We start from the raw sequence: 19,042 nt of genomic DNA on the forward strand, positions 1-19,042 counted from the left end.
AACATGATAACTGTACCGGTACAAGGGGGAAGCGGTGTGAGGAAATATGATCAGCTTGTTCTCAGCTTAAAAGAGAAGATGACGTCTGGTGAATACCATGCAGGCATGAAGATCCCTTCTATTCGCCATTTGGCGGCTCAATATGCAGTGAGTAAAAGCACTGTCATCAAAGCACTAGACACATTAGAACGTGAACATCTGCTGTATTCTGTAGAGAGAAGCGGCTATTATGTCGTGAAAACAAAGCAGTCAGCTGGGAAAGAGGATAGCACATGGATTGATTTTGCTTCATCTGCACCTGATCCCGTCGTGTTTCCATATGTTGATTTCCAGCACTGCATCAACCAAGCCATCGATCTGTATCAAAATGACTTGTTTATTTACGGCACAACCAACGGATTACCATCGCTGCTGCCAGTCATTTCTAAGCGATTAATGGATTATCAAGTGTTTGCAAATCCAGAACAAATCGTCATGACTTCTGGTATTCAGCTGGCGTTATCCATTTTAAGCACCATCCCTTTTCCGAATGGCAAACAGACCATACTAGTCGAACAGCCAGGCTATCACCTATACCTTCAATATTTAGAAAAAAATCAACTGCCTGTGCGGGGGATTCAGCGGACGGAAAAGGGAATTGATCTTCAAGAATTGGAGCGCATCTTTCGAGAAGAGGAGATTCGTTTTTTCTATACGATGCCAAGGTTTCAAAACCCGCTTGGAACGAGCTTGTCAAAACAAGAGAAAAGAACGATTGCAGCTCTTGCCGAAAAATATGATGTCTATATCGTTGAAGATGATTATATAGCCGATTTAGAATTCGATGCAAAAAGAGACCCAATCTATTCATACGATCAGGCGGGGAAGGTCATTTATTTAAAAAGCTTCTCCAAAATCATTTTTCCAGGACTTCGAACAGGTGCGGTCGTCTTACCCGAGGAGCTGATTAGACCTTTTAGCGAACACAAACGGCTCATTGACATCGACAGCTCCATGCTGTCACAGGCAGCCTTAGAAATATACTTAAAAAGCGGGATGTTTGAACGGCATCGAGACAGAATGCAGACAACCTATCGCAACCGATCCAAACAGCTAGTGACATGCCTGAAAAGCGATCAAATCGCTTATCAACTAGGAGAAGAGGAGCCAGCTACTCATACACATGTACGTCTCGATCGGTCAATTCCGATGAACCAGCTCATTCAGCAGCTGAAAAAGGCATCTGTTTCCATTCAGTCAATCGACCGCCATTATCTATCGACCTATCAAAAAGACCCCATTCTTCAGTTGAACATTTGGCATGTGAAAGAAGAGCAAATCACACGTGGAGTCGATTTGATAAAGACAGCATTTCAGCAAATTGGGCGATATTAAAGACGAGACAGCACATCACGGCAAGAGAGGATCTCAACTCGTTCAGCCGCAGAAGGCTTTCTTGTACACACCGCCATTTGGTAGGCAGGATCAAGTGAGTATGTTTGAACAAAGCAGGGCGCTTCATGATCAGGTAATGCAAGCGTCGCCTGTCCATCCTCTGACAAGCGGGCTGTAAAGGAAGAAAGACCATAGGATAATCCCTTTCCAGTCAGCTTGATAAAGGCCTCCTTCATTGACCATAAATGAAAGAAGTAGGCTTCCTGCCGTTCTGCCGGTTGTGAAAGTAAATCCTCATACTCATCTGCTGAAAAAAATCGTTTAGCAATCGCTAGATCAATCGGTTTGATCTCCTCAATATCAATACCTACGGGTGCATCGTCTATTGCGCATACGACCCAATCACCGGAGTGAGAAAGATTAAAATGAAAAGAAGGAATGTGCCGCACGACAGGCTTGCCATTGCCCTCTGTTTCAAAATCGATCTGATCAAAAGGCAGATCGTACATATCATGGATCACCTGACGAACCAGCACCTCACCTAACAAGGTCCTTCTTGCGTCGATTAAAAAACGAAAGCGCTCAGCCGCAGCTCGCTTTTCAGGTGAAACAAAGGGTTTCAGACGCTCTATTTGTTGTCGTTCATTGATTTCATCTAAGTGCTGTAATTGAATAGCAAATATCTTCATAACAAACCTCTAATTTTTTACATTGATTGTACCATTGGAGAGCACCGTACAAAAGGGAAATCCTCTTCACAAATAGTAAGTCCTTCTACGTCTGTTTCAGGATATGAACCCCATTCGGATCTTTCGCATCTAATCCATCGCAATCAGTCATGATCACGTTAAGTAAGGAGAGGCGTTCTCCTTTTTGCCAGTGAATGGGCTGATTCAAAGAAAAAAGCAGCTGATCCACTTTAAGTGTCTGTGACAAATCAGGAACAGCAATTGTCATGGCTTGAAGCATAGCGTTCCCAGTCTCAATGACATCTGTACGCCGCTGTAATTCAAGTCTTAAACGAAGAGGTGTTGAAAGAAACGTTCTTCGTTCTCCTTCTTGAACCGGCCAGTTGAGCTCTTTTGCCTGTGAAAGCAGCTTCTCATATTCTTCGTCTGAGACAAGAAAGCCAATATGATCAAAAAGGACTTTTTTACTATAACCGACAGTGATATTGATTTGTCCCTTTCTCATTTCGACGATTCGGAAGGTCGGCTGCTCTTCTCTAAAATCATCCCATGTGAGCGGCGGATGAAAGGAGCCATCCTTTGTGAAACGCGCCTTTACTTCAAAGCCTAACAAGCGATACGACTGCTCAGTCTCTTCAACAAATGGTGTCCAGTAATGATAGTGGAAAAGTTGCATGAGGTCTCAACTCCAATAATAGAATATTCTGTTTATTTATTTTAACACAAGAAAAGCCATTCTTTTTGTAGAATGGCTTGTTCTTATCGGATAAGTGTCTGAACAGGTTTCTCTGCTGTTTTTGTAATAAGCAGCTGCAGAAGCCGTGTCGATTGCGGCAAGGAGAATCGAAGGACGAGACCTGTGAAAATAGCCGTCAGAATCGTGCCAACGCCAATTGGTCCGCCGAGCATCCATGCAAATAAAAGCACGGTTAACTCAATGCCATTTCGCACCCACTGCACGTTCAATCCTGTTTTCGCTGAGATGAGCAGCATTAATGAATCCCTTGGTCCGGCTCCAAGATTCGCTGAGACATAAATGCCAACACCATAACCTGAAACCACAACGCCCGTAATAAACACATATAAAGCGGGTAAATACCCGTGTGGTGCAGGCAATACCGCATTAAAGAAATCTATAAACATACCAATCAGCACCATGTTCAGTAATGCGCCGATCTTTGGAAATGATTTCGTAAAAACAGAAGTCAGTGTCACAATGAGTGCACCAATAATGATGGACCACTGTCCAATTGTCAGTCCAAAATGCTGAAACAGTCCGTAGTGGAAAGCGTCCCAAGGACCAATCCCAAGAATCTTTCCTTTCACTGTCAGCGATAGTCCAAAAGCTAGTACGATCAATCCAACAAAATAAAAAAACCAACGTAAAAGATGTTCCCGCTTCAAAAGCTTTCCCTTCTTTCTTAAACAATCGAATTCAATCGTAACATACTATCACACCCCTTTAAATGACTTTGCTTAATTGTAATCGCTTACTTTTAAAAAGATGAAAAAAGGCTGTCCTCATCACGTGAGAACAGCCTTTTTTCATCATACTGGATTCAAAATCCGGTTTAAGAATTGTTTTGTTCGTTCTTCCTTTGGTCGTTTGAAGATTTCTTCTGGAGGACCTTGTTCGACGATGACGCCGCCATCAATAAAAATTACTTCGTCTGCCACTTCTTGTGCAAACTTGATTTCATGTGTGACGACCGCCATGGTCCAGCCTTCCTTCGCTAGATCCTTCATGACCTTTAAGACTTCCCCGACAAGCTCAGGGTCAAGTGCTGAGGTTGGTTCATCAAAAAGCATGAGCTCTGGCTGAATAGCAAGTGCACGGGCAATACCGACACGCTGCTTTTGACCGCCTGACAGCTGGAAGGGATACAAATCTTTTTTATCCTCAAGTCCTACCTTTTGCAGGAGCTGAATGGCTTCTTTTCGCACCTCTTCTTTTGGCCGGCGCTGAACTTGGACTGGACCTTCCATCACATTCTCAAGAACAGTACGATGCGGAAACAGGTGATAATCCTGAAACACCATTCCTGATTTCCGGCGAAGCTTCAGCAGATCAGCTTGTTTATTTTTTTTAGAAAAATCAATCGAGAAATCATCGAAGGTAAAGGAGCCGGCATTTGGAATTTCAAGCGCATTTAAACAGCGAAGCATCGTTGTTTTTCCTGAACCTGATGGACCAAGAATCGCCACAACCTGCCCTTTGTTGATCGTAAAATCAATCGACTTTAAAATTTCATTTTCACCAAAGGATTTGTTTAAGCCTTTGACTGTTAGCATGTCGTTCCCTCCTTACCTTGCGACATATCGATCAAGTCGTTTTTCAATTTGATGCTGAACGAGCGATAGAATGAAGCAGAATACCCAATAGATCAGGGCTGCTTCCATATAAATGAACAAGATCTGATCCAAGTTCGCCGCAGCAATTTCCTGTGATTTACGGAACATCTCTGCCACGAGAATTTGGGAGGCAAGGGATGTATCCTTCACCAAACTAATGAATGAATTAGATAGTGGCGGAATCGATACACGCACAGCTTGCGGTAAAATTACACGTACGAGCGTTTTACGATGCGTCATCCCAATTGAATAACCAGCCTCCCATTGTCCTTTAGGAACAGACAGGACGGATGCACGGATAATTTCCGATGCATACGCACCTACGTTTAATGAAAAAGCAATAATGGCACTTGGATATGGATCTAGTGTGATATTAAATGTCGGAAAGAAATAGAAAATAATAAACAATTGCACAAAAAGCGGCGTTCCACGAACGGCCGACACATAGATGGAAAAAATCCATCTGAGGGCTTTGATTTTAGACATTCTAGCAAGAGCTGTCACAAGCGCGATAAAAAGACCAATAATAAAGGCAATGATGGCGAGGGGGATTGTATAATAAATCCCCTGCATCACCATTGGCCAAAAAGATTGCTGAAGAAGATCCCAAGGAATGACGACTCCCAGGGTATTACTTTGTAACATCTTCACCAAACCATTTCTTAGAAATCTTAGCAAGTGTACCGTCTTTTTTCATTTCTTTTAATGCGCCATTCACTTTGTCAACGACTTCGCCGCTGCCTTTTCTGAATGCAAAGTAAGTTTCTTGAGGATCTCCCGTTTCAAATGCAACTTTTAGGTTTTTGTTCCCGCTTGTTTTCAAGTAATTCAATACAGCCAGCTTGTCATTGAATGTCAGATCAGCACGTCCTTGCTGAATCAATTGAATCGATTGTGCAAGACCTTCAACGCCTTCAATTTTAGCACCAGCATCTGTTGCTAGTTTATTGTAGTTACTTGTTAATGATTGTGCTGCTTTTTTGCCTTTTACATCAGATAGTTTCTTGATGTCGTTGTTATCTGATTTTGTCACAACAATGGCTTGAGACGTTGTGTATTTATCAGAGAACTCGTATTGATTTTCACGTCCAGTTTTACCAACTTGGTTCGCTACAACGTCAAAACGTTTTGAATTCAGTCCAGCAAACATGCTGTCCCATTGTGTTTCTTTGAATTCAGGTTTTAAGTCAAGGCGTTTTGCTACTTCTGTGATGACTTCTACATCGTAGCCAGTTAATTTATCTGTCTTTTTGTCATGGAATGTGAAAGGAGCATAAGTACCCTCTGTTCCGATCGTCAGAACACCTTTATCCTGAATGGATTTCCAAAGGTCGCCTGATTCCTTAGACCCAGTTTGTTTATTCGCGTTGTCGCTTGCACCAGATCCACATGCAGTGATCAATGCAACACAAACGCCTAACATAATGGCAAAGAACATTTTTTTCATTTTATTCCCCACTTTTCTTGTTGGTATTTACAACATATGATCTTACAGAGAAGCAACCTAAAAGTAAAGCATTTGAAACTAGCTTGAGCGAATCTCACCAACTTTATGCCCGCTGCCCATTTCTTTCAAACCTCTCACGTCTACAAAGCCTTTCATCTTTTATTTGTGCGAACATTACTAAAATAAAGACTTTGAGACAGTGACCATAGAAGGAAGCATATTTATTATAAAAGATGTATAATTAGTAGGTTGTTTTGAAAATGGAATGAATCACATGGAGGCATGTTTTGATAAAAGAACATCTTAGAAGAAGGAGGGCATCATTGTGGATGTTGGACAAAATCAGCCTGAGCAATTGAAAAGGGCGATGACCTCCCGTCATTTATTTATGATTTCACTTGGCGGTGTCATTGGGACAGGCTTTTTCTTAGGAACGGGCTATACGATTGGACAAGCAGGGCCAGTTGGAGCCGTTCTTTCTTATATTGTGGGCGGATTGATTATGTATTTAACCATGCTGTGTCTTGGAGAGCTGTCGGTCGCACTACCTGTGTCCGGGTCGTTTCATACGTATGCGACGAAATTTGTCAGCCCAGCAGCGGGTTTTGCGGTTGGCTGGATTTATTGGCTTGGCTGGGCAGCAACGGTCGCCCTAGAATTTTTATCAGCAGGACAGCTGATGAGGCGCTGGCTTCCGCAAGTGGATGTGTGGATTTGGTGTCTCATATTTGGACTGTGTCTTTTCTTATTAAATGCCCGGTCGGCGAAAGCGTTCGGGGAGTCGGAGTTTTTCTTTTCAACCATTAAAATTATTGCGATCTTACTCTTTATAGGTGTAGGCGGCGCGGCGATGTTTGGTTTTATTGAAACAACGAGCGGTGAACCTGCCCCTTACTTCAGTCATTTTGTGAGTGATGGGCTGTTTCCAAATGGATGGCTCGCCGTGGTGGTCACGATGATCACTGTGAACTTTTCATTCCAAGGAACAGAGCTGATCGGGATTGCGGCAGGAGAAAGTGAAAATCCTGAAAAAACCGTTCCCCGTTCGATTCATCAGACTGTTTGGCGTACACTCGTCTTTTTCGTCCTATCTATCTTCGTCTTAGCAGGTATGGTGCCTTGGAAGGAAGCGAGTGTGCTGCAAAGTCCGTTTGTTACTGTATTTGAGAGAACGGGCATTCCTTTTGCGGCAGACATCATGAACTTTGTCATTATCATCGCTTTATTATCTGTTGCCAACTCTGGCTTGTATGCATCGACGAGAATGCTTTATTCCTTATCGAAAGAAGGAATGGCAGGAAAAGCATTCAGACGCGTGAATCAGCGTGGTATTCCGATGAATGCCTTACTGCTCACGTTCCTGTTTACAGGAATTTCGCTATTATCCGGGTTCTTTGCAGAGAAAACTGTATTTGCTTGGATCGTGTCCATTGCCGGTATGAGTGCCCAGACTGGCTGGATCACCATTACCTTATCACAGATGCTTTTCCGCAGAAGATATCTTCAAGCAGGCGGAAAGCTGGAAAACTTAAAATTTAAAACCCCTCTCTATCCGGTGCTGCCGATTGTTGCGATCACGCTGAATACCATTGTTTTGGTCAGCCTTGCCTTTGATCAAGAGCAGCGCATCGGATTATATGTCGGCGTCCCTCTCATGATCATTGGGTATGTTGTCTATCACCGCTATGTGAAAAAGCATCAGGCGAAAAGTGAACCGCTTAAGCTGCAAATTCATGGAGATGATGAGATACGGTTTTAAACTAGAAAAAAGAAGCCAACCCAATGGGGAGGCTTCTTTTTTTATTTAATGAATACCTTTCATCGCTTTCTTAATCACTGGTGTTAAGAGCAGCATTACACCGCATAAAACGATGGCGAGCAACCCAATGATACCGAAATAAACGGTTTCTGGCACTTTATCAAACAGTTTGACCACTTGCGCGTTGATCGCCTGTGCCATCGCATTTGAAAGGAACCAAAGGCTCATTGTTTGTGCTGAGAAAGCAGCAGGTGCAAGCTTTGTTGTTGCTGACAGCCCAACTGGTGATAAGCAGAGCTCTCCGATCACGACAAGGAAGAAGCTCAGAACGAGCCATAATGGACTCACAAGTGTATTCGGACCAGACATGTAGGCAGGAATGATCATGATGATAAAGGATAATCCTGCAAACAGAAGGCCAAGTGAAAACTTAATCGGGGTAGACGGCTGTTTCTTTCCAAGTCTGATCCACAACCAAGCAAATACAGGAGACAATAGCACAATAAAGATGGGGTTCAATGATTGGAACCACGAAGAGGCAAGTGTCATCCCAAGGAAATTCAAGTTTGTTCGTTGATCTGCATATGTGGCTAAAATGTTTGAGCCTTGTTCTTGAATTGCCCAGAACATCACGGCAGCAAGAAACAATGGAATATAAGCGAGGACCCTGGATTGCTCCACTGGGCTCGTCTTTTTACTGAAATACATGACGATGAAATAGACAATCGGAATGAGCACCCCAAGAACACTGACAAACCAAGTGAATAGATTAATCGTGAGTGCGCCTGTTTGAATGCCAATGACGACAAAAACAGCGAGTACAATGGCAATTAATGTTCCGAAAATTTTGAAGTTCTTGCGTTCAGCAGCTGATAACGGATTTGTCACATAAGTACCGGCAAGACCAAGGTTCGGTTTTTTCGTGATCACAAATGTAATTAGACCAATAAGCATCCCAACGGCAGCAAGTGAGAATCCGAGGTGGAAGTTCACTTTTTGACCGAGTGTTCCGACAATTAATGGGGCAATAAAACCGCCCATGTTGATCCCCATGTAGAAAATACTAAAGCCAGAATCCCTGCGTGGGTCTGTTTTGGAATACAGGTCGCCCACAATGTTTGAAACGTTCGGCTTCAGAAGACCTGTCCCAATAATAATCAGTCCCATACTAATAAAGAGCGCTGTTGCTCCGCTTGGCAAAGCCAAAATGACATGTCCAAGCATAATGAACACCCCGCCATAAAAGACCGTACTAGACGAACCGAATACCCGGTCGGCGAGCCATCCTCCAATAATGCCTGACATATAGACAAGCGCACCATAGACAGACATGATCGAATTGGCTGTCGTCTGATCAAAACCAAGACCGCCTTTTGTCACCTCTGTGTACATATAATAAATAAGCAGTGCACGCATGCCGTAATAGGAGAAACGCTCCCAAAATTCAGTGAAAAACAGTGTGTAAAGTCCTTTAGGATGTCCAAAAAACCCTTTTTGAGGAACGCTTTTGACAATTTTATCGTGGTCAATTGTAGACATGGCATAGATCCTTTCTTAAAAAAAGAGATATGAGAAAAATGATATTCTTGTATAGTTCTTGTGTCAATATAAAACTATTCTAAAACAGGAAAAAGTTAGTTCAATAGGCATAAAGTCTCAAAAATATGAAAAATTCTCTCAAGTGAGAATGGTCAGAAAGTTATATCGAAAGAATTTATTTAAAATTTGAAGGATTGTACAAGCAAACCTTTTACACATGCATAGGATGACAAGAGGATATGTGTGAAAAGGAGGGGTTTAGGTTGGGGGAATTGAATGAATCTGATCTAAAAAAGCCTGTTGTCAATGTACAAGATTTTGGTGTAGTGGCGGATGGGAAAACGGACTGTACAGCGAAGCTTAATGAATGCTTAGAATGGACGAAAGCACAGGGGTATTCCCACGTCTGGCTGCCGAGCGGCACGTATGTCATCGATGCAGTGTACAGAGGAGATCAATTTTTTCCTTTCCGGGGTGCGGGTATACGTGTGCCAAGTCATATAACCATTGAGATGGCACAGGATGCCGTCATTAAGGTGAAACCAAATGATTCGTGGGGGTATGCGGCCTTTTATATAGGAAAGGTTCAGCATGTAACCATCCGGGGCGGGCGAATCGAAGGGGATCGTCATGAGCATGTGTATAAGTCGCTTCCCCCTGAACGAAAAACCCATGAGTGGGGTTTTGGGATATGTATTGAAGGGGCATCTGATGTAGATGTGAATCGTGTGCAAATCAAAAATTGTACGGGAGACGGCATCATTGTCAGTCCCCACGGTTTATTATCACAAGCTGAATCGTACTCGCCTGCTTCGTCGATCCATATTGCTGGTTGTCACATTACAGATTCAAGACGAAACAATATCTCGATCACAGGCTGTGATGGGGTCATTGTAGAGGACTGTCTGCTGGAGAGAGCAGGAGTAAACGGAGTCGAGCCAAAAATGGGCATTGATATTGAAGGCTACGGGGAAAATGCAGTGAATATGGAGGAACCGCTGAATATTCAAATTCGAAACAACATTGTGAGAGGTGGCGCCGCAAGCTCCATTTACAACTTCAATGGCTATGGTGTCATCATCGAAGGCAATCATACAGATAGCAGCATCTCCTATGGCTTTGCCACGGAAACAATCATTGCCAATAATTTGATCCGTGCAGTAGGAGGAGGCGTCACAAAAGCAGGAATTACGAGCTTAGGCATCTCTCTTGGTCAAACGGAAAACAATGTGATTATTATTGGCAATATGATTGAAGGATTTGAAAAAGGGATTGATGTGAGGGGCGACAGTGTTCACATTACAGGGAATAAGATCAGTCTGTTTGAAGATGCGGCTTTGTCCGTTTATATGGCGAATCGTATTCTAATAGAAGGAAATCATATTGAATCGGGGACGAATACAGGGCAAAGAAGCGTAGCACTGCGTATCTATCAATCGGATAGCGTCGTCTTTTCAAACAATACCATTTATTCGGTGATCGATGGGGCGATGGTGAGAGGAACGAATATCCTGATCCAGCACAATCAGTTCAAAGATTTCAGTAGAGGGATCTGGGTGCAGGAAGGGGAAGCTGGGATCAACGGCAATCACTTTATTCAAGAAGGACATCCAGAGCTTGGGTCTTCGTATACGATCAGTGTCACTGGAAATGCAAAGGCTTTCATTTGGCATAATCGCTTTAAGCACTACCAAAACTACGCCGTATACAGCAGCACGACGGGGCCATTAGAAATCAAAGACAATTCCTTTGAAGAATCATCTTTATATGTCGTGATGTATATTAAAAACGGTTCACCACAAATCGGAGATAACCGCTTTTATTTAAATCGTTCATTCGGACAACCGACAGCGATCTTTATTGACCAGGCTGCCTCAGCCCGTGTGCTGCGCAATAACATCATCAATGTATCACCTCAAAAAGCGATTGCCATCCGCACCGCAAACTCCACTCATTCCGTAATCGCCCATAACATGCTGGAACGCAGTCAAATGGTGACACATACTACAGACCGGCTCATCGGAAATATTGAAATCGATACACCGTGATAAATGAGTAAAATCCCTAATTTTGGAGGTTCAGAAGGCGGTTGACAATCCTGTAAAAAGGGCATATAGTAATAATTATTTTTCATTTTTCGCAACATTTGCCCTTTTTTTATTGATAAAACCGATTAATTCAATCAGAAAAATGTATCTTCTGAGGACTTCAGTTTGATACAACAGGATATAGAAAGGATGAAGAACAAGTGTCACAGCCAAAAAGGAAGCTCAAGCTAGGCGTATTCATCGCAGGAACTGGACATCATGTTGCCTCTTGGAGACATCCGAACGCCGTATCAGATGCAGCCATGAACCTGGATTATTTTAAACAATTAGCGAAAAAAGCAGAGGAAGGAAAGCTGGATTTACTCTTTTTAGCTGACAGCTTATCCATTAACCAAACCTCTCATCCGAATGTACTCACGAGATTTGAACCGCTCACCCTGCTTTCGTCCATTGCTGAGTCTACTTCATCAATTGGTTTAGCAGCAACAGCATCCACTACATACAGTGAGCCTTTCCATATTGCAAGACAGTTTGCTTCCCTTGATCATTTATCAGGCGGAAGAGCGGCATGGAATGTGGTCACATCTTCTATTGAAGAAACAGCGAAAAACTTTAGCGGAGAAGAGCATTTAGCACACCATAAACGATACGAGCGAGCAGAAGAGTTCGTTGAAGTCGTCAAAGGTCTTTGGGATTCTTGGGAAGAAGACGCCCTTGTCAGAAACAAGGAAACGGGAGAATTCTTCGAATCTAGTAAGCTGCATGAGCTCCAGCATAAAGGGGAGTTCTTCTCAGTACGAGGTCCTCTCAACGTATCACGCACGCCTCAAGGGCAGCCAGTGATCATTCAAGCAGGATCATCCGAAGATGGTCAAAAGCTTGCAGCGAAAACAGCTGAACTCATTTTCACAGCACAAAACGATCTCAAAAAAGCGAAGGAATTTTATCAAAGCTTAAAGGAGAAAGTAGAGGGTGCTGGTCGTGCTAGAGAGGACGTCAGCATCATGCCGGGGATCTTCCCGATTATTGCTGATACAGAGGAAGAAGCCAAAGCGAAATATGAAGAATTACAGGAGCTGATTGTTCCTGAGATTGGGCTGAGCATTTTGCAAAACTACTTAGGTGGGATTGATTTGTCTCAGTATCCTTTAGATGGTCCGCTTCCAGAGATTGATCCAAGCGCGTCCAATGCGGTAAAAAGCCGTTTTGATCTCGTGATGAATATGGCGAGAAAGGATAACCTGACCATTCGCCAGCTCTATCAATCGGTTGCCGGCTCTCGTGGTCATAATATTTTCATTGGCACACCGCAGCAGCTCGCAGATGTGATGGAAACTTGGATCAATGAAGAAGCAGCAGACGGCTTTAACGTCATGCCTCCGCTATTGCCAGAAGGGCTGGACATGTTCGTAGACCGCGTCGTCCCAATCCTTCAGGAGAGAGGCTTATTCAAAACAGAATACACAGGAAAAACCTTGCGAGAAAATCTTGGATTAACTGAGCCAAAAAATCGCTACACGACATAAAGGTGAGGTGACTAACGTTGGGATACACGTTTCGTCTGGCAACAGAGGCAGATATAGAGGCACTGCTTGAACTGACAACAAGAGCCTATGAGCCAATTCGTGAGCTCGGCATCCAGTTCCAAGCAGCACATGCTGATTTTGCTCTCGTTCAGAAAAATGTACAAAAGAATCTCTGCTATGTGATGGAAGAAAACGGAGAGCTTCTATCCACCTTGTCACTCCGTATGCCTTGGGGAGAACAGCCAGGCCCGCTCGGCGTCCCTCACATTTGGTGGTTTGCCTCAGAACCATCCGCCCAAAAAGGGACAGGCTCTATCTTGCTGGAGTGGGTGGAAACCGAATTGCTAAGGGATACCTTAAAGGTGCCATACGTATCTCTAGGTACAGCTGATAAGCATCCGTGGCTCATAGACATGTATGAGCGCAAAGGCTACGTCAGAGCAGGAGAAAAGGATTTAGGCAAGGGACACATCACGGTTTATTTGAAAAAACAACTAAGATCAGATATTACACAACCATAAGAGGAAAGAAGGGTATACGAACATGAAAAACAAAAAGTGGCTAGTCGTTCTATTTGCAGCAATGCTGGCAGTTTTAGCAGCTTGCGGCGGGGGCAATCAGAGTGAAGGCAAAGACGAAAAAGTGTTAAAAGTAGGTGCCACAGGGCAAAGCTATCCGTTTGCTTATAAAGACAATGGCAAGCTTGTTGGCTTCGATGTTGAAGTAACTGAAGCTATCGCAAAAAAGCTAGGCTACAAACTAGACTGGCAGCTGAGTGAATTCAGCGGACTAATGGGGCAGCTGACATCTGGTAAGCTGGATACAGTGTCAAACCAAGTCGCAGTCACAGATGAGCGTAAACAAACGTTTAACTTTACTGATACGTACGCATATGCAGGAACACAAATCATCGTGAAAAAGGACAACAATGACATCAAAGGTCTTGATGATTTAAAAGGAAAAACAGTGGCGGCAGTTCTTGGCTCTAACCATGCCAAAAACTTAGAGAGCAAAGATCCGGACAAAAAAATCAATATTAAAACATATGAAACGCAAGATGGTGTCTTAAATGAAGTGGCAAATGGCCGCGTAGATGCTTATGTCAACGGACGCAGTGTATTACTTGCTCAAATTGAAAAAACAGGTCTGCCGCTCAAAATCGTCGGCAACCCAATTGTGTATGAAGAAGTAGGCTACCCATTTGCCAAAGATACAAAGCATGACAAGCTAAGAGAAGAATTTAACAAAGCAATCAAAGAATTAAGAGAAGACGGGACACTGAAGAAATTGTCTGAGAAGTATTTCAAAGATGATGTCACGGTGCCAATTAAAAAATAACGACAGCGGCGGTGAAGAGCAGACATGAACAAAATTGATTGGCAGTATATGGTGACCGTTTTTCCGACATTGATCCAATACTTGCCGATAACGATCTTCATGGCGATTGTCTCCATGGTATTTGCCATTATCATTGGTGTGGTATTCGCTCTCATTACGAAAAACCGGATACCTGTTTTGTACCAATTTGCCAAGCTGTATATTTCTTTTTTCAGAGCGGTTCCAACCTTGGTTCAGCTCTTTCTCATTTATTTTGGTCTTCCGCAGCTATTCCCTGCGATGACCTCAATGGATGCTCTAACAGCGGTCATTATCGGATTAAGTATTAAAAACTCAGCATACTTAGCAGAAATTTTCAGAGCTGCCCTCAACTCTGTAGATGAAGGGCAGCTGGAAGCTTGTCTATCTGTCGGCATGACAAGATGGCAGTCTTACGTCAGAATTATTTTCCCGCAGGCAATTCGAAACGCGATTCCAGCGACGGGGAATACCTTTATCGGTCTTTTAAAAGAAACATCTCTTGCCTTTACGATTGGTGTGGCAGAAATGTTTGCACAAGGGAAGATGATTGCGTCGGCGAACTATAAATACTTTGAAACCTATTTAGCCGTAGGGATTGTGTATTGGGTGATGACCATCATTTATAGCTTCCTTCAAGACCTATTCGAACGAAAAATTAGCAAACCTTACCGGAATTAAGGAGGTGTGGACATGATTAAGCTCACCAATTTGAAGAAATCATTCGGCGACCTTGTCGTCTTAGACGGAATCAATCTCGATGTGCAAAAAGGGCAGGTTGTGGCCATTATCGGACCTTCTGGCTCCGGTAAATCCACCTTGCTGCGCTGCTTAAATTTATTAGAAATACCAGATGAAGGCACGATTGAAATTGGCGATGCGAAGCTCGATGCGTCTAAATATACACGAAAAGAAGCCCATCACCTGCGTCAACAAACGGCCATGGTGTTTCAAAACTACAATCTGTTTAAAAACAAGACAGCACTGCAAAATATCACAGAATCACTGCTTGTGACGAAAAAAATGACGAAGCAGCAGGCAAATGAGATTGGAATGAAGCTGCTGAAGCAAGTAGGATTAGAGCAAAAGGCTGACAGCTATCCAGTCACGTTATCTGGCGGACAGCAGCAGCGAATCGGGATTGCCCGCGCATTAGCGGTTGATCCACATGCGATTTTACTCGATGAACCAACGTCAGCACTTGATCCAGAGCTTGTCTCAGGTGTGCTTCAAGTCATTAAGTCCATTGCGATTCAAGAAACAACGATGATCATCGTCACACATGAAATGGCGTTTGCTAGAGAAGTGGCAGACCATGTGATTTTCATGGCGGATGGTCATATTATTGAACAGGGCACACCAACTGAGCTATTTGATGAAACGAAGAATGAACGGACAAAACGATTTATCCAAAAAGAAGCAGCGGCTGAAGAAGCATAAGCTGCTTTTTACTCTTTAGAGGGGTGAGTATCAGTGAAATCATTAGGAAATGAAGCATTAAACAAACGTTTAATTAACATTCGCCGAGCGCTTCATGAGCATCCAGAGCTGGCGTTTGAAGAATATGAAACGACAAAAAAACTGCGCCGCTGGTTAGAGGAGGAGGGGATCACCGTACTCGATTTTCCAGCTCTTCAAACAGGTGTTGTCTGTGAAATCAAAGGAGAACAAGAGGGACCAAAGATTGCCCTGAGAGCTGATATTGATGCACTTCCGATTGAAGAAGCATCTGGCGAACCATTTTCCTCAAAGGTACCGGGAAAAATGCATGCTTGCGGTCATGATTTCCATACAACTTCTATCTTTGGAGCAGCTCTTTTATTAAAAGAACGAAAACACGAGCTCAAAGGAACGGTCCGCATTTTGTTCCAGCCGGCTGAGGAAGTCGCGCAAGGAGCGAAACATGTCATAGAGGCAGGCGTTTTAGATGGAGTGGATGCCATTTTTGGTATGCACAACAAACCAGACCTGAAAGTTGGCACTATAGGCATTAGAGAAAAAGCATTGATGGCAAGTGTAGACCGGTTTGAAATCGATATTAAAGGAACGGGTGGTCATGCAGGTATTCCGAATCACACGGTAGACCCGATTGCCATCAGCGGGCAGATCACAAGTGCTCTTCAGCAAATCGTCAGCCGCCGCATCAGCTCTTTGCATCATGCAGTCGTCAGCATTACACGCATTCAAGGCGGTACATCATGGAATGTGATTCCTGATCGTGTTGAGATGGAAGGAACTGTTCGGACGTTTGAGCCTGAAGTGAGAGCGATGATTCCCGAGCTCATGAAACAAATCGTGAGCGGGATTGCCGAAGGGTTTGGGGCAAAAGGCGAAGTGAAATGGCATCCATATCTGCCTTCTGTGTTGAATGACGATCGTTTGACAAAGGTGGTCGAAGAAACGGCAGGTGCGCTGGATCTCACAGTCGTTCAGGCTGAGCAGTCACCGGGCGGAGAAGATTTTGCCCTTTATCAAGAACGCATTCCAGGCTTTTTCGTATGGATGGGGACAAGCGGTACCGAGGAATGGCATCACCCTGCCTTTACATTAAATGAAGACGCACTTCCGGTTGCCGCTGCCTTCTTTGCCGAGCTTGCTGTTCGGGCATTGGAGTCACGATCATGGAATTAACAAAACAATTGGCAGAGGCTGTACTGTCTGCTGATCCACTTCAAGATCAGCGGGCGGTAGAAATGGCTCGAAATGGTCTGTTAGACGCTACGGCAGCAGCGCTTGCTGCGAAAGAGGACGAAGGAATTCAAAAGCTCATGGGACTTGTGGAACAAGAAGGCGGAGCAGCTCAAATTCCTGTCATTGGACAAGGGAAGAAGGTCAGCCGTCAATCCGCAGCGATGCTGAACGGCTACTTGATCCACGCCCTTGATTATGATGATGTGCATTCAGACGTGAGAGGACACCCAAGTGCAGTCATTATCCCAGCCTTGCTTTCCCAGCTAAGAGACGGGGAGGTATATGGGGATCGATTTTTAAGTGCCTACATCACAGGTGTTGAAGTGATGGCAAGGCTTGGCGAATCTATCGGCAAAGCGCATTATGAGCGGGGCTGGCATAATACCGGAACCCTTGGAGCCATTGCGGCAGTATGTGCGATTGGATATTTAAAACAAGTCTCGCAGGAAGAGCTGATGAAGGCAATCGGCTTTGCTGGAGCGCAATCTGCCGGAATGCGAAAGCAGTTCGGCTCTGATATGAAACCATTACAAGCTGGCTTAGCGGCTAAAACAGCCGTCTCGTCTATGGACTTAGCTTGTTCAGGTTTTGGCGGCAATGACTCGGTTCTTGATGGCGCACTTGGTTTCTTTTCACTCTACGGAGATCTGGAACTTGCGGAAAGTCGTTTACTAGAGGGCTATGGTTCTACATGGCGTATCGTTTCACCAGGGCTGTGGTTCAAAGTATATCCATTCTGCTCAGCTGCCCACCATGCAGCAGATGCGATCCAATCCTTAATGAAAGAGCGTACTTTCTTACCGGAGCAGGTGAAACAAGTAGATGTCCTGTTCCCGCCTGGCGGAGATGCAGCGCTTATTGAGCGGGCACCTTCGACTGGAGAAGAAGGACGATTCAGTGTCGAATACGTGATCGCACTTGCCGCGTTTGGACAGTCGCTGACGCTCGATGCCTTTACGAAAAAACACATTCCATCACACATGTGCACTTGGATGAAACGAGTGAAGAGAGAATATGATCAAACGATAGAACCCCATCCAGACGCTGTCCCAAAAGGTCGCTTTACGATTGTGAAGCTCACCTTATCTGATGGCACCATCATTAGCAAACGAGTCGATATTCCGCGAGGCGCACCGGGCCATGCACTATCGACAGAAGACATCATGCAAAAATTAAACAGTGTCACAGACGCATCACATGCACAGAAGATTGTACAAGTTATTGAAGACGGAAACGATTCTTCTTATTTGCAGCTGTTGGCATGATTTAAAAAGAAGAAAAGGGCTAAAATTGATTTAGCCCTTTTTGTGTCTATCATTTCTTATTCCGTTTTGGTAAATGTTAAGCCAATATGAGCAAGTGCCTGCGGCAAGTCTTTCCGAATGGTGATGTCTTTAAATGATATATTCGATTGAATCGCACTTAAAGCAAGATCTTGCTTAATCCCTGTTAAAACAGCCGAAATCCCTAAAAGTCTCAGCGTTTGTGCATAGTTGACCAGATATTGAATGCTCTGTTCATTCAGGCGTTTTGTTCCTGATACATCAATGACCAAATGAGAGAGCGACAGCCTGTAGCTTTCCTGTAAAATGGTTTCTAATATATGCTGAGCACGTGTCTCTTCGATATCACCAAGTAGTGGAAGCACGGCGACACCGTCAACAACTGGGACGATCGGTACAGATAATTGCTGAATCTGCCGGTTGGCACGGTCTAGTTCAAGGACGTAGCTTAATAGAGAAGCCATCGTTTCAAACATATGCACATGCTCTTCTGTGAATTGCTGCGGCCTTAGATCAAGCCCGCAGATCGTTCCGTAGTTCGTACCATCTGTAAAATCAATCGGCACTCCGATGAATGATCCGCCTTGAAGACGTTTCGTGACTTCTAAGGATTTAGAACGATCATCCAATGATATATCAGGGATCACAAGCGTATCGTGATGATCGACCGCCAGCTTGCAAAATGTCTTCTCGTAAGGAATTTCTTCCCCTTCTTCAAGAAGCTGCTCGTCATGATTTAACACCTTTACAATCTGATTGGTGGTTTGATCGTTTTTAGCAATAAACAGTGTATTCACATCAGTGAATTGACTCATCATATTTAGAATACTCGTAGAAGCATCATGAAAGTTGCGAAACTGTTTTAATAGTTGTTGACGAGGCATTGTTTTAGGACTCCTTGTAGCTCCGCTCATAGGCCGGAACAATAGTTGGTTTGTCTCTATCATACAAAATCAAACGAGAAATAGATACACTTTA

The 19,042-nt window shown here is 43.8% G+C and carries 18 protein-coding genes; 10 read left to right on the plus strand and 8 right to left on the minus strand.

Annotated features, from left to right (window positions below):
- The first annotated feature begins 36 nt into the window (after positions 1-36).
- Complete coding sequence (locus SB660_RS06245; protein WP_410581802.1) at positions 37-1,374, plus strand: aminotransferase-like domain-containing protein; 1,338 nt, start codon at positions 37-39, stop codon at positions 1,372-1,374.
- Here SB660_RS06245 and SB660_RS06250 read toward each other — a convergent pair.
- From SB660_RS06250 to tcyA, 6 genes are all read right to left on the minus strand, one after another.
- Positions 1,371-2,063 carry a 4'-phosphopantetheinyl transferase family protein gene (locus tag SB660_RS06250; RefSeq protein ID WP_410581804.1) on the minus strand — a complete coding sequence of 231 codons (693 nt, stop codon included), beginning with the start codon at positions 2,061-2,063 and terminating at the stop codon, positions 1,371-1,373. The genes SB660_RS06245 and SB660_RS06250 overlap by 4 nt on opposite strands.
- Positions 2,064-2,148: 85 nt before the next feature.
- Positions 2,149-2,739: a hypothetical protein gene (locus SB660_RS06255; RefSeq protein ID WP_410581806.1), complete on the minus strand. Its 591-nt coding sequence runs from the start codon at positions 2,737-2,739 to the stop codon at positions 2,149-2,151.
- 83 nt (positions 2,740-2,822) lie between these two features.
- Positions 2,823-3,467 carry a YczE/YyaS/YitT family protein gene (locus SB660_RS06260; protein ID WP_044140485.1) on the minus strand — a complete coding sequence of 215 codons (645 nt, stop codon included), beginning with the start codon at positions 3,465-3,467 and terminating at the stop codon, positions 2,823-2,825.
- A 144-nt stretch (positions 3,468-3,611) separates the two neighbouring features.
- Positions 3,612-4,355: an amino acid ABC transporter ATP-binding protein gene (locus SB660_RS06265; RefSeq protein WP_012008904.1), complete on the minus strand. Its 744-nt coding sequence runs from the start codon at positions 4,353-4,355 to the stop codon at positions 3,612-3,614.
- Between the two features lie 12 nt (positions 4,356-4,367).
- Positions 4,368-5,060 carry an amino acid ABC transporter permease gene (locus tag SB660_RS06270; protein WP_017366604.1) on the minus strand — a complete coding sequence of 231 codons (693 nt, stop codon included), beginning with the start codon at positions 5,058-5,060 and terminating at the stop codon, positions 4,368-4,370.
- Complete coding sequence (gene tcyA / locus SB660_RS06275; protein ID WP_061406740.1) at positions 5,047-5,862, minus strand: cystine ABC transporter substrate-binding lipoprotein TcyA; 816 nt, start codon at positions 5,860-5,862, stop codon at positions 5,047-5,049. Before tcyA ends, SB660_RS06270 begins: the two co-directional genes overlap by 14 nt.
- Positions 5,863-6,187: 325 nt before the next feature.
- On the opposite strand from tcyA, the gene SB660_RS06280 reads away from it, so the two are divergent.
- The gene (locus SB660_RS06280) at positions 6,188-7,621 is read left to right on the plus strand and encodes an amino acid permease (RefSeq protein WP_180309590.1); all 1,434 of its coding nucleotides are present in this window, start codon (positions 6,188-6,190) and stop codon (positions 7,619-7,621) included.
- 45 nt (positions 7,622-7,666) lie between these two features.
- On the opposite strand, the gene SB660_RS06285 is transcribed toward SB660_RS06280, so the two are convergent.
- Positions 7,667-9,160, minus strand: coding sequence for a peptide MFS transporter (locus SB660_RS06285; RefSeq protein ID WP_061406742.1), 1,494 nt, complete (start codon positions 9,158-9,160; stop codon positions 7,667-7,669).
- Positions 9,161-9,423: 263 nt separating this feature from the next.
- On the opposite strand from SB660_RS06285, the gene SB660_RS06290 reads away from it, so the two are divergent.
- From SB660_RS06290 to SB660_RS06325, 8 genes are all read left to right on the plus strand, one after another.
- Positions 9,424-11,208, plus strand: a complete 1,785-nt coding sequence (locus tag SB660_RS06290) for a right-handed parallel beta-helix repeat-containing protein (RefSeq protein ID WP_339164908.1) — start codon at positions 9,424-9,426, stop codon at positions 11,206-11,208.
- Positions 11,209-11,408: 200 nt separating this feature from the next.
- Positions 11,409-12,734, plus strand: a complete 1,326-nt coding sequence (locus tag SB660_RS06295) for an LLM class flavin-dependent oxidoreductase (protein ID WP_058015318.1) — start codon at positions 11,409-11,411, stop codon at positions 12,732-12,734.
- Positions 12,735-12,751: 17 nt separating this feature from the next.
- The gene (locus tag SB660_RS06300; protein ID WP_339164912.1) at positions 12,752-13,255 is read left to right on the plus strand and encodes a GNAT family N-acetyltransferase; all 504 of its coding nucleotides are present in this window, start codon (positions 12,752-12,754) and stop codon (positions 13,253-13,255) included.
- A 22-nt stretch (positions 13,256-13,277) separates the two neighbouring features.
- Positions 13,278-14,072, plus strand: coding sequence for an amino acid ABC transporter substrate-binding protein (locus SB660_RS06305; RefSeq protein ID WP_058015320.1), 795 nt, complete (start codon positions 13,278-13,280; stop codon positions 14,070-14,072).
- A 24-nt stretch (positions 14,073-14,096) separates the two neighbouring features.
- Positions 14,097-14,771 carry an amino acid ABC transporter permease gene (locus SB660_RS06310; protein WP_003214174.1) on the plus strand — a complete coding sequence of 225 codons (675 nt, stop codon included), beginning with the start codon at positions 14,097-14,099 and terminating at the stop codon, positions 14,769-14,771.
- A 12-nt stretch (positions 14,772-14,783) separates the two neighbouring features.
- The gene (locus SB660_RS06315; protein WP_012008912.1) at positions 14,784-15,530 is read left to right on the plus strand and encodes an amino acid ABC transporter ATP-binding protein; all 747 of its coding nucleotides are present in this window, start codon (positions 14,784-14,786) and stop codon (positions 15,528-15,530) included.
- A 33-nt stretch (positions 15,531-15,563) separates the two neighbouring features.
- Complete coding sequence (locus tag SB660_RS06320) at positions 15,564-16,721, plus strand: amidohydrolase (protein ID WP_410581811.1); 1,158 nt, start codon at positions 15,564-15,566, stop codon at positions 16,719-16,721.
- Positions 16,712-18,046, plus strand: coding sequence for an MmgE/PrpD family protein (locus SB660_RS06325; protein ID WP_061406754.1), 1,335 nt, complete (start codon positions 16,712-16,714; stop codon positions 18,044-18,046). The genes SB660_RS06320 and SB660_RS06325 overlap by 10 nt, the downstream gene beginning before the upstream one ends.
- Positions 18,047-18,102: 56 nt before the next feature.
- On the opposite strand, the gene SB660_RS06330 is transcribed toward SB660_RS06325, so the two are convergent.
- Complete coding sequence (locus SB660_RS06330) at positions 18,103-18,948, minus strand: GAF domain-containing protein (protein ID WP_058015323.1); 846 nt, start codon at positions 18,946-18,948, stop codon at positions 18,103-18,105.
- Positions 18,949-19,042: the final 94 nt, after the last annotated feature.

Origin of the sequence: Bacillus sp. SIMBA_005, from assembly GCF_046535585.1 — a bacterium.
Lineage (GTDB): Bacteria > Bacillota > Bacilli > Bacillales > Bacillaceae > Bacillus > Bacillus pumilus.

What these genes read in the sequence shown, in the direction of transcription:
- SB660_RS06330 (WP_058015323.1), bottom strand. Translation starts at nt 18,948, where the DNA reads ATGCCTCGTCAACAACTATTAAAACAGTTTCGCAACTTTCATGATGCT.
- SB660_RS06265 (WP_012008904.1), bottom strand. Translation starts at nt 4,355, where the DNA reads ATGCTAACAGTCAAAGGCTTAAACAAATCCTTTGGTGAAAATGAAATT.
- SB660_RS06255 (WP_410581806.1), bottom strand. Translation starts at nt 2,739, where the DNA reads ATGCAACTTTTCCACTATCATTACTGGACACCATTTGTTGAAGAGACT.
- tcyA (WP_061406740.1), bottom strand. Translation starts at nt 5,862, where the DNA reads ATGAAAAAAATGTTCTTTGCCATTATGTTAGGCGTTTGTGTTGCATTG.
- SB660_RS06270 (WP_017366604.1), bottom strand. Translation starts at nt 5,060, where the DNA reads ATGTTACAAAGTAATACCCTGGGAGTCGTCATTCCTTGGGATCTTCTT.
- SB660_RS06285 (WP_061406742.1), bottom strand. Translation starts at nt 9,160, where the DNA reads ATGTCTACAATTGACCACGATAAAATTGTCAAAAGCGTTCCTCAAAAA.
- SB660_RS06315 (WP_012008912.1), top strand. Translation starts at nt 14,784, where the DNA reads ATGATTAAGCTCACCAATTTGAAGAAATCATTCGGCGACCTTGTCGTC.
- SB660_RS06325 (WP_061406754.1), top strand. Translation starts at nt 16,712, where the DNA reads ATGGAATTAACAAAACAATTGGCAGAGGCTGTACTGTCTGCTGATCCA.
- SB660_RS06305 (WP_058015320.1), top strand. Translation starts at nt 13,278, where the DNA reads ATGAAAAACAAAAAGTGGCTAGTCGTTCTATTTGCAGCAATGCTGGCA.
- SB660_RS06250 (WP_410581804.1), bottom strand. Translation starts at nt 2,063, where the DNA reads ATGAAGATATTTGCTATTCAATTACAGCACTTAGATGAAATCAATGAA.
- SB660_RS06310 (WP_003214174.1), top strand. Translation starts at nt 14,097, where the DNA reads ATGAACAAAATTGATTGGCAGTATATGGTGACCGTTTTTCCGACATTG.